Origin of the sequence: Nonomuraea sp. NPDC050202, assembly GCF_040656115.1 — a bacterium.
Taxonomy (GTDB): domain Bacteria; phylum Actinomycetota; class Actinomycetes; order Streptosporangiales; family Streptosporangiaceae; genus Nonomuraea.
Genome location: NZ_JBFALF010000020.1, coordinates 194,957 through 208,403 on the forward strand (window position 1 = coordinate 194,957; position 13,447 = coordinate 208,403).

At 73.2% G+C, this 13,447-nt stretch carries 14 protein-coding genes; 5 read left to right on the forward strand and 9 right to left on the reverse strand.

Translation table 11 applies throughout. From position 1 onward, the window contains the following. Positions 1-16: 16 nt before the first annotated feature. The 3 genes from AB0I79_RS39535 to AB0I79_RS39545 are packed head-to-tail and all read right to left on the reverse strand — an operon-like array spanning position 17 to position 2,653. On the reverse strand, positions 17-544 hold the full coding sequence (locus AB0I79_RS39535; RefSeq protein ID WP_357884762.1) for a GerMN domain-containing protein: 528 nt from the start codon (positions 542-544) through the stop codon (positions 17-19). Beyond that, a complete protein-coding gene (locus tag AB0I79_RS39540; protein ID WP_357884764.1) occupies positions 541-1,971 on the reverse strand; it encodes a HAMP domain-containing sensor histidine kinase in 1,431 nt (476 codons plus the stop codon). Before AB0I79_RS39540 ends, AB0I79_RS39535 begins: the two co-directional genes overlap by 4 nt. A 7-nt stretch (positions 1,972-1,978) precedes the next feature. Next, complete coding sequence (locus AB0I79_RS39545) at positions 1,979-2,653, reverse strand: response regulator transcription factor (RefSeq protein WP_357884823.1); 675 nt, start codon at positions 2,651-2,653, stop codon at positions 1,979-1,981. Between the two features lie 188 nt (positions 2,654-2,841). On the opposite strand from AB0I79_RS39545, the gene vanY-N reads away from it, so the two are divergent. Continuing rightward, positions 2,842-3,414: a D,D-peptidase/D,D-carboxypeptidase VanY-N gene (vanY-N, locus tag AB0I79_RS39550; RefSeq protein WP_357884766.1), complete on the forward strand. Its 573-nt coding sequence runs from the start codon at positions 2,842-2,844 to the stop codon at positions 3,412-3,414. 84 nt (positions 3,415-3,498) lie between these two features. Here the strand turns inward: vanY-N and AB0I79_RS39555 are convergent, their stop codons facing one another. Next, on the reverse strand, positions 3,499-3,939 hold the full coding sequence (locus AB0I79_RS39555; RefSeq protein WP_357884768.1) for a TIGR03618 family F420-dependent PPOX class oxidoreductase: 441 nt from the start codon (positions 3,937-3,939) through the stop codon (positions 3,499-3,501). An 85-nt stretch (positions 3,940-4,024) separates the two neighbouring features. Between AB0I79_RS39555 and AB0I79_RS39560 the strand changes: the two genes are divergently transcribed. Genes AB0I79_RS39560 through AB0I79_RS39570 form a run of 3 tightly spaced genes read left to right on the forward strand, consistent with a single transcriptional unit; the run spans position 4,025 to position 6,990 of the window. Next, positions 4,025-5,506, forward strand: coding sequence for an MFS transporter (locus AB0I79_RS39560; RefSeq protein ID WP_357884770.1), 1,482 nt, complete (start codon positions 4,025-4,027; stop codon positions 5,504-5,506). Beyond that, entirely contained in the window at positions 5,503-5,949 is a 447-nt protein-coding gene (locus AB0I79_RS39565; RefSeq protein ID WP_357884772.1) for a MarR family transcriptional regulator, read from the forward strand. Before AB0I79_RS39560 ends, AB0I79_RS39565 begins: the two co-directional genes overlap by 4 nt. Positions 5,950-6,006: 57 nt before the next feature. Further along, entirely contained in the window at positions 6,007-6,990 is a 984-nt protein-coding gene (locus AB0I79_RS39570) for a squalene cyclase (protein WP_357884774.1), read from the forward strand. A 59-nt stretch (positions 6,991-7,049) separates the two neighbouring features. Here the strand turns inward: AB0I79_RS39570 and bla are convergent, their stop codons facing one another. From bla to AB0I79_RS39585, 3 genes are all read right to left on the reverse strand, one after another. Further along, the gene (gene bla / locus AB0I79_RS39575; RefSeq protein WP_357884776.1) at positions 7,050-7,985 is read right to left on the reverse strand and encodes a class A beta-lactamase; all 936 of its coding nucleotides are present in this window, start codon (positions 7,983-7,985) and stop codon (positions 7,050-7,052) included. Positions 7,986-8,121: 136 nt separating this feature from the next. Further along, positions 8,122-8,529: a hypothetical protein gene (locus AB0I79_RS39580; protein ID WP_357884778.1), complete on the reverse strand. Its 408-nt coding sequence runs from the start codon at positions 8,527-8,529 to the stop codon at positions 8,122-8,124. A 29-nt stretch (positions 8,530-8,558) separates the two neighbouring features. Beyond that, on the reverse strand, positions 8,559-9,014 hold the full coding sequence (locus tag AB0I79_RS39585; RefSeq protein WP_357884780.1) for a MarR family transcriptional regulator: 456 nt from the start codon (positions 9,012-9,014) through the stop codon (positions 8,559-8,561). Between the two features lie 125 nt (positions 9,015-9,139). On the opposite strand from AB0I79_RS39585, the gene AB0I79_RS39590 reads away from it, so the two are divergent. Next, entirely contained in the window at positions 9,140-10,585 is a 1,446-nt protein-coding gene (locus AB0I79_RS39590) for an MFS transporter (protein ID WP_357884782.1), read from the forward strand. On the opposite strand, the gene AB0I79_RS39595 is transcribed toward AB0I79_RS39590, so the two are convergent. After that, positions 10,569-12,440 carry a heparinase II/III family protein gene (locus AB0I79_RS39595; protein WP_357884784.1) on the reverse strand — a complete coding sequence of 624 codons (1,872 nt, stop codon included), beginning with the start codon at positions 12,438-12,440 and terminating at the stop codon, positions 10,569-10,571. The two genes, AB0I79_RS39590 and AB0I79_RS39595, sit on opposite strands and share 17 nt — an antisense overlap. A gap of 15 nt (positions 12,441-12,455) precedes the next feature. Further along, a complete protein-coding gene (locus AB0I79_RS39600) occupies positions 12,456-13,439 on the reverse strand; it encodes a hydroxyacid dehydrogenase (protein ID WP_357884786.1) in 984 nt (327 codons plus the stop codon). Between the last annotated feature and the right edge of the window lie 8 nt (positions 13,440-13,447).

The window sequence follows — 13,447 nt, forward strand, 5'->3', positions numbered from 1 at the left end:
CGCCGGGCCGCGTGCCTCACCCGATGTCACCGGGACCGCGGCGATCCGGGTCGCCAGGGGCGCCCCGCGGGCAGTCCCTGGGGCCGGCGCTCTGCCCGCCGCCGACGACGATGACCTGCTCGGGGCCCTGCGGCGCCGTGGCGGCGGCCGTGCACACGATCTGGTCGATGGCCAGTGCGGACAGCGCGCTCACCGGAGTGGACAGCGTCACCCTCACGTGACCGGCCGGCTCGACGGTCACCGAGAACGGGCCGGCTTCGGGCGGGACCTCGGTGGTGAGTCCGCGTTTGCGTTCCCTCGAGGAGGGCCCGGCTGCCAGCAGCGTGAGCGTGTCCGCCGGGGACAGCGGGGGGCCGGGCCGCTGCACCTGGCTGAGCCGGCCGTTCTGCACCAGGTAGAGGCGGGTCGCCCAGGTGGGTGCGACGGCTCCGCTCGGCGGGTCGCCGGCGGGTATGACGTCGCTGGGTCGCACGCCGCAGCCGGCCACGGCGACGAGCGGGACGAGGCCCGCGGCGAGCACGCGGCGGGCGAGCCAGGCCCTCACGCGGCGCCCCCGTCCGGATCGGGTGCCCAGCGTGGCAGGCGCAGCGTGAAGACGGCGCCGCCGTCCGGGGCGTTGGTGACGGTGAGGTCGCCTCGGTGCAGGAGCGCGTTCTCCCGCGCGATGGCGAGGCCGAGGCCGCTGCCCTCGGACCTGGCCCTGGCGGCGCTGGCCTTGTAGAAGCGGTCGAACACGTGCGGCAGCACCGCTTCGTCCAGCCCCGGCCCGTGGTCGCGGACTTCGAGAGCGATCCACTGCGGGTCGGCGGACACCCGGACCGACACCGGTGGCTCGCCGTGCCGCAGGGCGTTGCCGACCAGGTTCGCGAGGATGACGTCCACCCGGCGCGGATCCAGCCGGGCCGTCACCGCCGCCGGCAGCTCAGCCTGCACCGACTCCGACCAGCCCCGGGCGCGCAGGGTGGCGCGCACCAGCTCGGCCACGTCGATCTCGTTCAGCGCGAGGGCCGCCACGCCGGAGTCGAACCTGCTGATCTCGATGAGGTCGTTCACCAGCCCGGTGAGGTTGAGCGTCTCCTGGCTGACCAGCCTGGCGGCCCTGCCGGCGGGCTCGGGCAGCCCGGCCGCCTCCTCGTCGAGGACGTCCGCGACCGCGGCGAGCGCGGCCAGCGGGGTGCGCAGCTCGTGGGAGACGTCGGCGACGAACCGGCGGGCGTCGGCCTCCATCGCGCGCAGCTGCTTGACGTGCCGTTCCAGATTCGCGGCGGTGTCGTTGAACGTGCGTGCCACATCGGCCAGCTCGTCGGAGCCGTGGACCGCGATCCTGGTCCGCATCTCACCCTCACCCAGCAGGCGTGCCGCCCGGCCGAGCTCGCGCACGGGGCGCAGCACGCCACGGGTGGCCAGCGACGCGAGGACGACCGCGAACCCCAGGGCCGCCAGGCCGATGAGCCAGGCCCATGCGGCCAGCTGATCGATGCTGCGCTGCTCGGGATCCAGGCTGCGCGCGGTGTAGACCTCGATGCCGGACAGCCGCGTCGTCCGGTCCGGCTCCACGATCAGCAACGGCGCGCCGATGATCAGGATGGGGACGCCCTGCCACGTGATGCGTTGCCACGCGATCTCGCCGCCGGCCACCACCCGCCGCAGCCCCTGTGAGATCGCCCCGGGATCGAAGCCGTCCGGCGAGCGCTCCCCGTAGTAGAGGGCGATGGCGGAGACGTTCCGGTCGGTCACCGTGCCGGCGATCTCGCCGAGCTCGGCCGGGCCCGGCTCCGGACTCCGCAACGGGAAGACCGTCTCCAGGCGGCTTCTCATCGCCTGGACCGCGGCGTCCTGGGTCCGCTGCAGGATCTCGTTGCGGGCCTGGACGTACATCCCGCCTGCGACCGCCGCCGCGGTGACGACACACAGCAGTGCGAACGCGAACAACAGCCGGGCACGCAGCCCCAGGCTCGGCCGAGGTGTCACCGGCGGCTCACACCGGCCCGAACCGGTACCCGAACCCACGCACCGTCTGCACGTAGACGGGCGCCGCCGAGTCGTCCTCGATCTTCGCGCGCAACCGCTGCACGCACGCGTCCACGAGACGCGAGTCGCCGAAGTAGCCGTGCTCCCACACCGACTCCAGCAGCTGCTGGCGGCTGTGCACCCGGCCCGGCGTGCCGGAGAGCTCCAGCAGCAGGCGCAGCTCGGTCGGGGCGAGGCTGACCGGCACGCCGCTCTTGGCGACCACCAGCCCGGCCCGGTCGATGGTCAGGTCCCCGTGCCGCTCCAGCTCCGCCTGGTCCCGGCCGATCCGCCTGAGCACCGCGCGGATGCGTGCCTCGAGCACCCTGGGCTGCACCGGCTTGACCACGTAGTCGTCGGCGCCCGCCTCCAGCCCGGCCACCACGTCCATGTCGTCGCCGCGCGCGGTCAGCATGATGATCGGTGTCTCACCGGCGGCGCGGATGCGGCGGCAGACCTCGAACCCGTCCATGCCGGGCAACATCAGGTCGAGCACGACGACGTCGGGAAGGTCCGCACGCATGCGGTCCAGCCCCTGCTCGCCGGACTCCACCGCGCGCACCCCGTGCCCGTGCCGGGTCAGGGCCAGCTCCAGGCCCTCCCGCACAGCCGGGTCGTCCTCGATCAGCAACACCCGCGACACGCCGCGTTTCACAGCCCGCTCCGTAACTTGCCCGCCGTCTCCACCCCGACCACTGTCGGCCTGCCGTGTCCCCGTCTCGTCCGCGCCATGTCATGGTTGTGTCACGGTCTTGCCGACGGTGGCCGCCGTCGAGAAACCATGACATGCGGCGGACAACGCGCGCACATTCGGCGCCAATCGTATTCGGCATGAACGAACCACGCACCATCCCACCCCGGCCCCGGGACCGGCTGTTCGCCGTGGTCACGCTGGTGCTGGCCGTGCTCCTGCTGCCTGTGGCGTTCGCCCGCCGTCCCGGCCGCGCCCTTGAACTGGCCTGCGGCTGGGCGTTACGGATGCGGTTCCCCGCCGAGGATCTGACCGGTCTCACCGACGGAGCCATGGCGGCGTTCACCGCGGCGCGCACCGAGGCGCTCTGGCGTCACGGCCAGCTCATCGGCCTCACCTCGGGATACCGCGATCCCCATGTCCAGCAACGGATGTTCGACGAGGAGGTGCGCCGCTCCGGCTCCGCGGCCTCGGCCCGCATGCTCGTCCTGCCGCCGGCGGAATCCTGTCACGTCAAGGGCATCGCGCTGGACGTGCGCCCGCACGAAGGCGCGCGCTGGCTGGAGGAACACGGCGCCCGCTACCACCTGTACCGCATGTACGACAACGAGTGGTGGCACTTCGAGTACCGCCCGGAGTGCGGCGGCACGCCACCACGACGACGGCCCCACCCCGCTGTGGGCTACATGATCGAGAACGATGACCAGACGTAGCCCCCGAATCGCCGCCAACCCGCCGGAGTCCCTGCGAGGCTCGCCGAGGGACGCCCGAGCGCGGGCATGATCGCCGGGCCCGGGCTAACCGTTGCTGTAAATCCGTGCCGGTGTGACGAACACCGCGGTACGGCGCTGTTCGCGCATCACCCGGTCGTAGGCGTCCCAATCATCGTGCGTGCCGCCCGCGGCGGTGAAGATCTCCCGAAGGATGACCCGCAGCCGCTCGGCGTCCATCGCCGGGTGCGGGTCGTCCGGCCCGACGAGCTCGGCGGCGCCCTCGAGGGCGGCCCACTGCCATCCGGACCGTACGGTCACGGTGATCTGGGGGCGCTGCCGCAGGTTGGCCAGCTTCACCTTGCCGTACGTCACGAACGCCGCGACCTGCGCTCCTGTCAGCGGATGCGGCATGAAGGCGACATTCACCACGGAGGTCTGGATCGTCGCGTCGGCGCGCAGCGTGGCGATGACCGCGAGCCCGCTCTCGGCACGCCCGAGCGCCGCCGCCTCGTCGAAGGTTGTCACAGTTCCCCACCCTAACCAGGCGCCGGTGCCCTGCCGATCCGGATGCCGTCGGACAGATCATTAGTTATGCGAATATAATCGTTATATGCCTATAACCAGCCGGGCGACCGAACCGGCCGCGGCCACCCCCGCGCTCAGCCCCCGCCGGCGCATGCTCGTCCTGGCCATCTGCTGCATGAGCCTGTTCATCGTCGGCCTGGACAACACGATCGTGAACATCGCGCTGCCCGCCATCCGCCGCGACCTGAACGCCTCCGTCTCCGGCCTGCAGTGGGTCATCGACGCCTACACGGTGGTGCTGGCCAGCCTGCTCATGCTGGCCGGCTCCACCGGCGACCGGGTCGGCCGCCGCCGCACGTTCCAGACAGGCCTGACGCTGTTCACGCTCGGCTCGGTCATGTGCTCGCTGGCCCCCACCCTCCCCTGGCTGATCGCGGCGCGGGCGCTGCAGGCCGTCGGCGGCTCCATGCTCAACCCCGTCGCCATGTCGATCATCACGAACACCTTCACCGAGCCGCGCGAGCGGGCGCGGGCCATCGGCGTGTGGGGCGGCGTGGTCGGCGTCAGCATGGCGCTCGGCCCGCTGGTCGGCGGGGCGCTGGTCGGGTCGGTCGGCTGGCAGGCGATCTTCTGGATCAACATCCCGGTGGGGGTGGCCGCGTTCGTGCTGTGCGCGTTGTTCGTGCCGGAGTCGCGCGCGCCGCGCCCGCGCCGGGTGGACCCGGTCGGGCAGGTGCTGGTCATCGTGCTGCTGGCCACCCTGACGTACGCCATCATCGAGGCGCCGGCGGCCGGCTGGGGGTCACCGCGGACGCTGGGCTGCTTCGCGGTCGCGGCGCTGGCGCTGGCCTGCCTGGTGCCGTACGAGCTGCGGCGTGCCGAGCCCCTGATCGACCTGCGCTTCTTCCGCAGCGCGCCGTTCACCGGGGCCACCGTCATCGCCGTGTGCGCCTTCGCCGCGCTGGGCGGCTTCCTGTTCGTCAACACCCTCTACCTTCAGGACGTGCTCGGCCTGTCCGCCCTGCACGCCGGGCTCTACACGCTGCCCATGGCCGGGCTGACCGTGATCTGCGCTCCCCTGTCGGGCCGGATCGTCGGCAACGCCGGGCCCCGCGTGCCGCTGCTCGTGGCCGGGGTCACGATGACGGCCAGCGGCCTGATCATGACGGGACTCTCCGCGGACACCCCGATCTGGCACCTCATGGCCGCGTACGTGCTGTTCGGGCTGGGCTTCGGCATGGTGAACGCGCCGATCACCAACACCGCCGTCTCCGGCATGCCGCGCGCCCAGGCCGGGGTGGCCGCGGCCGTGGCCTCCACCAGCCGCCAGATCGGCCAGTCGCTGGGCGTCGCGGTCATCGGCGCGCTGGTCACCTCGGCGGTCGCGGGCCCGTTCGCCACCGGGTTCCCGGCGGCCAGCCACATCGGCTGGTGGATCATCACCGGCTGCGGCCTGGCGATCATGCTGCTCGGTATCCTGACCACGACCGGCTGGGCCCGCCGCAGCGCCGCCCGTACCGCCGAACGGCTCGCCCACGCTCCCGACAGAACGGCCGACACCTCATGAGCGACATCCCTGACCAGGAGGCGGTGGCCCGCGTCTGGGCCGCCATGTACGACCTCGTCCTGCGCCAGGAGGACCGTCGCAAGGAGGTCGCGGAGACGCTCGGCATGAGCTTCTTCCGGGTCAAGGCGCTGCGCCGCCTGCTGGCCGGGCCGATGACGATGCGGGAGCTGACCGCCGAGCTGTCGACCGACAAGCCGTACACCACGCTGATGGTGGACGACCTGGAGCAGCGCGGTTACGTCACCCGCAGCGTCTCCCCCGGCGACCGCCGCAGCAAGATCGTCGCCCTCACCCCGGCGGGGACCGCCGTCGCCGAGGAGGCCGAGCGCATCCTGGCCCGCCCGCCGCGCTCCCTGCTCGCCCTGGATCCCGGCGACCTGGCCGCCCTCGACCGCATCATGACCAGGCTCCTCACCCCGGAGGAGCCCGCGCGACGGTCGTGAGCCGGCGGCGCGGGCAGGGCCTGCCGGAAGGCCGCGTCCCGTGCCAGACTGCGCGGCATGATGACCGAGGCCCTGATCCCGTGGTTGCGTGACTCCGATCCGGCGCTGCGCTGGCAGGTCGAGCGGGACCTGCTGCACGAGCCGCCCGAGGTCTGGGAGGCGACGCGGGCGAGGATCGCGACCGAGGGATTCGGCGCGCGCCTGCTCGCGCTGCAGGACCCGGACGGCCAGTGGGCCGGCGGCGCGTTCTTCCCCGCCGGCTTCGACTTCGCGACCATCGACGGCGCGCAGGACAACAGGCAGCCCTGGACGGCGACGACGTGGACGCTCAACTCGCTGCGCGAGTGGGGCCTCGACGCCGCCGCCCTGCGCGGCACGGCCGAACTGCTCGACAAGAACTGCCGCTGGGAGTACGACGACCTGCCGTACTGGGGCGGCGAGGTCGACTGCTGCATCAACGCCTGGACGGTGGAGAACGGCCTGTGGCTCGGCGCCGGCGTCACCGGCGTCGTCGATTGGCTCGTCGAGCACCGGCTGCCCGACGGCGGCTGGAACTGCGAGTGGATCGAGGGCTCGACGCGGTCGTCGTTCCACTCGACGCTCAACTCGCTCAAGGGCCTGCTCTCCTACGACGTCGCCACCGGAGGCACGGAGGCGACGCGAGCCGCCCGGCGCGGCGGCGAGGAGTACCTGCTGCGGCGCGGGCTCTTCCGCCGCCTGTCCACGGGCGAGCCGGTCGCGCCGTGGGTGGACCGCTTCGCCTACCCGTTCCGCTGGTTCTACAGCGTGCTCAACGCGGCCGACTACTTCCGCCGGGCGGCGCTGTTCGACGGCGTGCCGCCCGACCCGCGCATGGCCGCGGCCATCGAGCGCGTCCGTGCCGCCCGGCAGCCGGACGGCACCTGGCTGCAGGGCCGCACGCTGCCCGGTGAGGTGTGGTTCGAGGTGGACGTGCCGGCGGGCGAGCCGTCCAAGTGGCTGACCCTGTTCGGGACGCGGGTGCTCGACTGGTGGGATGCCCGGCCTGTGCCGGCGTCCTGACGCGGCGATGCCGAGGGCCGGGCTCGCTCCAACCGGTGGCCCCGGGCAGGGAGCGGTGGTCAGAGCCTGCCGAGGCCCTTGGCCAGGACGGTCGCGGTCCTGGCGATGGTCTGGTTGTCGGTGGGCAGGCCAGGGGTCCGGTTGGTGTAGACGGCCATGATGATCGGGGCGCCGCCCTTCTCCGGCCAGATGACGGCGATGTCGTTCCCGCCGCCGAAGCCGTCGGAGTTGGTGCCGGTCTTGTGGGCGACCGTCCAGGTCTTGGGCAGGCCGGCCGGGATGCGCTCCGCGCCGACCTTGCCGGCGAGCAGCCAGGCGACGAGCTGCTCCCGGTCCTTGGCGTGCAGCGCCGTGCCGGTCGCGAGCGCGCGCAGGTTGCCGGCCATGGCCGCCGGCGTGGTGGTGTCGCGCTTGTCCTTGGGCGTCCAGTCGTTGAGCTCGGGGTGCCAGCGGTCCATGCGGGAGAGCGGGTCCTTCAGCGTGCGGAAGAAGGCCGTCATCCCCGCGGGCCCGCCGATCAGCTTCATCAGCAGGTTGGACGCGGTCCCGTCGCTCTGGGTGACGGCCGCCACGCACAGCTCCGAGACGGTCAGGCCGTCCTTGACGTGCTTCTCGGTGACCGGCGAGTTGGGCTTCATGTCGGCGGCCGTCCACCTGATGTGCCTGCTCATCAGCCCGGGCTGCCGGGTGCGCGCCTGGTGCAGGACGGCCGCGCACAGGGGCGCCTTGAACGTGGACAGCATGGGGAAGCGCTCCCCCGCCCGGTACGACAGGGTCTTGCCGGTGGCGGTGTCGATGGCGTACGCCCCGATGCGCCCCTTGAAGGCGGCCTCCAGCGCCCGCAGCTCCTTCTTGACCCGGGCCCCGCTGGAGACGGCCACCACCGGCACCCCGGCAGAGGCCGAGGCCGTGCCCGTCGTCAGGGTGCCGCCTCCCAGGAGGGAGATCGCCAGGGCGGTCGCGGGCAGCACGGTGGCGGCGCGCAGGTGTCGCATGTCACATCGTCCTTCGCTCGGTGATCCGTCGGAGATCAGGAGCCAAGCAGATGTGATCAGGGCGTGTCTAATAGCGGTATCGGCGCGCGGCCGATATCCGTTCGCATATCAGACCTGGCCGGAGGGGCTGGCGGCGTCATGGATAGGCGGGCCGGCTCTCCGAGGTGAGCAGGCCGATCAGGCGGGCGGGGTCCTCGACCGTGACCGTCAGGGCGGGGTGGCGGAGCACGCCGAGGGGCTCGCTGCCGGACACCGAGCGGCGGAAGCAGATGCAGACCCCCTGCGTCGTGCTGCTGCCGAACGTCAGCCCGCCGTCGGACAGCGACACGTGCACCCCGATCGCCTTCAGCGGCGAGAACGGGCCGGACGGCTCCGCGCCCGTGACGTTGCGCCGCGGCGACAGCACCTGCCACGGCCCGAACCGCACCCGCAGCAGCTCGTCGGTGAGCGTCAGCCGGCAGGTGGACGGGCGGACGCCGAGAACGGCCAGCAGCGGGCGGTAACGTTCCTCGAAGGCGAAGCCGAATTCCTCTTCGTGACTCACCCGTCCACGGCTACCCGGAGCCCCGTCTCCTACACGCCCGCCCCGCTGCCCTGCTGGGCCTTGCGCTCCGGGTGGGGCCAGGGGCGGCCGCGGAGGCGTTCGATGTCGGTGTTGAAACGCCTGAGGTAGGCGGCGAACGCCGCGACCTCGTCGGCGGTCCAGCCGGCCAGCACCTTCTCCAGGCCGTTGATGTTCCTGGCGCGCTCGGAGTCGAGGTAACGCTCGCCCTCCTCGGTGAGGCGGAACTTGCGGGCGATGCCGCCCTGCGGGTCGGGGATGCGCTCGGCCAGGCCCCGGCGCAGCAGCGCGGACGTGTGCCGGTTGAGGGTGGACACGTCGAGGCCGAACGCCTCGCTGAGCTGCCCGATGGACATCATGCCCTCCATCCGGATGCGGCTGAGCAGGATGTACGCGCTGCGGTCGAGGTGGCGGTGCTGGCCGAGCAGCATCGTCTCGTACTCGATCAGGTGCGTGGGCTTGTCCATGCAGGTCCTTCTATCCATCCGATGCGGGCTCAGCCTACCTGCCACGAACCCGCAAAATGTGCATGTAACACGCTATGTGTAGAGTGCACATCGCTTCCGACGTCGAGAGTTTCGAGGGGATCCGCGTGGAAGAGAGTGGTTCCGGCACCCGCTCCAACGGCATCGTCACCGTCATGGCCGTGGCGGGCATCGTGGCCGCGCTGTCCCAGACCCTGGTCGTGCCCCTGATCGGCGTGCTGCCGGCCCTGCTGGGCACCACGGCCTCCAACGCCTCCTGGGTGATCACGGTCACGCTGCTGGCCGGAGCCGTCACGACGCCGGTGATGGGCCGGCTGGGCGACCTGTACGGCAAGCGCCGCATGATGCTCGTCTGCTCGGTGCCGCTGGTCGTGGGCTGCGTCGTCTGCGCGTTCGCCGGGTCCCTGGCGCCGATGGTCATCGGGCGGGGGCTGCAGGGCATGGGCATGGGCATGATCCCGCTGGGCATCAGCGCCCTGCGCGACGTGCTGCCGCCGCACCGGCTGGGCCCCGCGATCGCGCTGATGAGCTCATCCATGGGGATCGGCGGCGCGCTCGGCCTGCCGCTGTCCGCCGCGGTCGCCGAGTACGCGAGCTGGCGGGTGCTGTTCTGGGGCTCGGCCGCGCTGGGCCTGGTCGTGGCGGTGCTGATCTGGCTGCTGGTGCCGGTCACGCCCGCCAGGGCGCGGGGGCGCATCGACCTGCTCGGCGCGCTCGGCCTCGGCGCGGGCCTGGTGTGCCTGCTGCTCGGCGTCTCCAAGGGGGCCGACTGGGGCTGGTCGGGCGGCATCACGCTCGGGCTGCTCGGCGCCGCCGTGGTCCTGCTGCTCGCGTGGGGCTGGTGGGAGCTGCGGGTCCGCGACCCGCTGGTGGACCTGCGCGTCACCGCCCGGCCCCAGGTGCTGCTGACGAATGTGGCCTCGATCGTCGTCGGCTTCTCGATGTACGCCCAGTCGCTGATCGTCATCCAGATCCTCCAGCTCCCGGCCGCCACCGGCTACGGCCTTGGCCAGTCGATGCTGGCCGCGGGCCTGTGGATGGCTCCCTCCGGCCTGATGATGATGATCATCTCGCCGGTCGGGGCCCGCCTGTCGGCCGCCCGCGGCCCCAAGGTCACGCTGATCGTCGGCAGCCTCGTGATGGCGCTCGGGTACGGCCTGTCCATGCCTCTGCTGGGCTCCGCCTGGGGCATGCTGATCATCACCTGCGTCATCAGCATCGGCGTCGGCTTCGCCTACGGCTCGATGCCCGCCCTCATCATGAGCGCCGTGCCGCTGTCCGAGACCGGCGCGGCCAACAGCTTCAACACGCTGATGCGCTCCATCGGCACCACCGTGTCCGCCGCCGTGATCGGCGTCGTCCTGTCGCAGCTCACCATCGACTTCGGCGGGCACCCGCTGCCGTCCGAAGGCGGCTTCCGCACGGGCATGCTCATCGGCTGCGCCGCCGCGCTGGTGGCCGCGGCGGTCACCATGACGCTGCCGGGCCGCCGCCGCCAGGAGGCCGGGCACGCCGGGGCTTCCGCGGAGCGGGCGGTCAAGTCCTCACCGTGAACAGGAAGCGGTGCGCACCCGGCGGGACGCGTGCCGCCAGCCGTACCCGGTGGACGGTCTCCGCGGCGCCGTCGTGCCCGCGGACCTGCCGTTCCTCGGACACCGCCCGCCAGCCGGGCGGTACCCGCAGCGCGACCGGGCCCCACGTGATCACGCCGGGGCCCGCCACCGGGCGGACCCGCGAGACGAACAGCTCCTCCACCAGCGCGTCCGGGGTGGCGAGGTCGAAGTCGTCCACGACCTCCAGCGTGCCGGGGCGCCAGTGGAAGGTGCGGGTGAAGCGGTGCGGGGTGGCGTACGCGGCGGTGAGGTCCAGCGCGAACGTCACGGAACCACCGGCCGCCGCGTACGCCAGCACCTCGGCGCGGCGGTCGCGGCCGGGGAGCTGGGCGGCGCCGTCGATCAGCGGGACCGAGTGCCATTCTGCCGAGGCCTGGGGCACCTGGTAGCGGCCCTCGCGGAAGTAGTCACGGGTGTACTCCGGCGCGCCCAGGTCGTCCAGGACCGTCCGGCCGTGCGCGTGCAGCACGAAGTGGCCGAGGTCGAGGTGGTTGTGGGGCTCGTCGTTGTGCCCGCCCTTGGCGGCGAACGCCGTGCCCGCCGCCCTGGCCACGACGATCGCGGCGTCCGGCAGGTACGAGCAGGGCTCCGCCGCGGTGCTGGACGCTTCCTGTGACCACCACAGGGTGCGGGTCAGGTGGGCCCAGCGGTAGCAGGGGTCGTCGTGGAACGACGGGACCGCCGGCTCCGGCACGGGGACGCCGAGGCGGGCGGCCAGGCGGGACAGGAGGCCGGACGGGTAGGCGCCGCGGCCGTGCGAGTCGGCGAAGGCCGGTCTGGCGCCGTCGCCGAGGTCGATCCTGGCCGGGTAGGCGGCCATCTCGCGTACGTGCGGGTCGTCCAGGAGGTCCTCGCCGGTGTGCTCGCGCAGCGCCTCGGCGAAGTAGACGAAGTAGCCGAAGCCGTAGGACCAGTAGTCCGGGCCCTCCAGGCAGGCGCCGTCCGCGCCCGCGCCCGACAGGAACGCCGCGAGCGCGCGCCTGAGGCGGGGCAGGAGTGCGGGCAGGCGGGGCGCGTCGAGGGCGCGCGCGGTCAGTCTGGGCGAGTCCCTGGCGTGTGCGGGCGGGCGGAGTGCGTCAAGGGCGGATGCGGGCTGAGAGGGCGCGCCCACGATGCGCGCGGGCAGGCCGGAGGAGTCCAGCGCGAGCGCGGGCAGGCCGGAGGAGTCCAGCGCGAGCGCGGCCAGCCCTGCGGCGCCCGCGCAGACGGCCGCCCAGTTGTGCCGGGCCGACTCCCACCACATCGGGGGCCCGCCTGGCCGCAGCGGGTACAGGACCCTGCGGTCCACCTCCGCCCGCACGCGCTCCCGGACCCGGGGATCGAGGCGATCGGCCAGCAGGGCCACGATCTCGGCCACGGTGTGGGCGGTCTCGGCGGCGAACAGGTCCACGAACGTGTCGAGCGGGCGGTCGTGCGGCTCGTGGGCGGGCAGGACCCAGGTGCGCTCGTCGCACACCGACCACAGCAGGCCGTCCAGGGCCGGATCGGGGCGGGCGTCCAGGCGGGCGTCGGGGCGGGCGTCAGAGCAGGCGTCCAGGCGGGCGTTCAGGTGGGCGTCGAGGTGAGTGTCGAGATGGGCGTCGAGGGCGAGGGCGGCCAGGCGACGGCGTCGATCGAAGTAGGCGCGCTCATAGGCCAGCCGGTCGCCGGTGTCGGCGAAGCGCCGCCACAGGGCGAGGGTCAGCTCGGGAGCGGGGGTGGCGCGGGCCCGCTCCGCCTCCTCGCGAATCTCGCGCACCAGCCGCTCGGTGATCACGCCACCCGCGGACGGGCCGGGGGCCGGGATCATGGGCATGCGGGGCTCCAGGGTTCAGGCGATGCGGTTGAGGTCGGCCACGCGGACGGCGCCGCGCAGCGGGCGCCCCCGGGCCAGCCGCTCCACCTCCCCCACCGCGAACTCCCCCAGCCGCCGCAACTCCCGCCCCCTGGCCCCGCTGATGTGCGGCGTCACCAGCACGTTGGGCAGCCCGAGCAGCGGATGCCCCGGCGGCAGCGGCTCGGGATCGGTCACGTCGAGCACGGCGGAGATCCGCCCGCCCGAGCAGTGCCGTACGAGGGCGTCGGTGTCGATCAGCGCCCCGCGCGCGGTGTTGACCACCACGGCCCCGTCACGCAGCAGCGCCAGCCGCCGCCCGTCCAGCAGCCCCCGCGTCTCCGGCAGCTCGGGCGCGTGCACGGTGACCAGCTCGGCCGAGCGGCACAACTCGTCCAGCGAAACGGCCCGCGCTCCCAGCCGCGCCGCCTCCTCCGCGGCGGCGTAGGGGTCGCTGAGCAGGACCCGCGCCCCGTGCAAGCGCAGCCCGCCGATGACGAGCCGGCCCACCCGCGAGGCCCCGATCACCCCGACGGTCGCCCCGCCCAGCCCGCCGCGCTCGCCCGGGGTGGCCACGCCGGGCAGCGCGTCACCCGACCAGGCCCCCGCCGAGTACGCCCGCGCCCTGGCGAACGCCTGCTTGGCCGCCAGCACCAGCATCGCGAGGGTGAACTCGGCCACCGGCACGGCGTTGGCCTGCGCCGCCGACGACACCGCGATGCCGCGGTCGAACACCGCCGCCGTCAGGTGCCCCTTGACACTGCCGGCGGCGTGGACGACGGCCCGCAGGCGGGGCGCGGCGGCCAGAACGTCGGCGTCGATGCGCGGGCACCCCCACCCGGTGATCAGGATCTCGGCGTCGAGCGGCCCGTCGAAGGCGTCGATCACCCGCTCGCGCACCCGGCCGACCAGTGACAGGCGGCGCCGCAGGTCGAGCGGGAACAGCTCGGGCAGCAGCGGCGGCTGCATCGCGAACGCCACGACGGGAT

Excerpts from the sequence above, each read along its gene's own strand:
- AB0I79_RS39570 (WP_357884774.1), top strand. The coding sequence starts at position 6,007 with ATGATGACCGAGGCCCTGATCCCGTGGTTGCGTGACTCCGATCCGGCG.
- bla (WP_357884776.1), bottom strand. The coding sequence starts at position 7,985 with ATGCGACACCTGCGCGCCGCCACCGTGCTGCCCGCGACCGCCCTGGCG.
- AB0I79_RS39585 (WP_357884780.1), bottom strand. The coding sequence starts at position 9,014 with ATGGACAAGCCCACGCACCTGATCGAGTACGAGACGATGCTGCTCGGC.
- AB0I79_RS39595 (WP_357884784.1), bottom strand. The coding sequence starts at position 12,440 with ATGCCCATGATCCCGGCCCCCGGCCCGTCCGCGGGTGGCGTGATCACC.
- AB0I79_RS39560 (WP_357884770.1), top strand. The coding sequence starts at position 4,025 with ATGCCTATAACCAGCCGGGCGACCGAACCGGCCGCGGCCACCCCCGCG.
- AB0I79_RS39565 (WP_357884772.1), top strand. The coding sequence starts at position 5,503 with ATGAGCGACATCCCTGACCAGGAGGCGGTGGCCCGCGTCTGGGCCGCC.
- vanY-N (WP_357884766.1), top strand. The coding sequence starts at position 2,842 with ATGAACGAACCACGCACCATCCCACCCCGGCCCCGGGACCGGCTGTTC.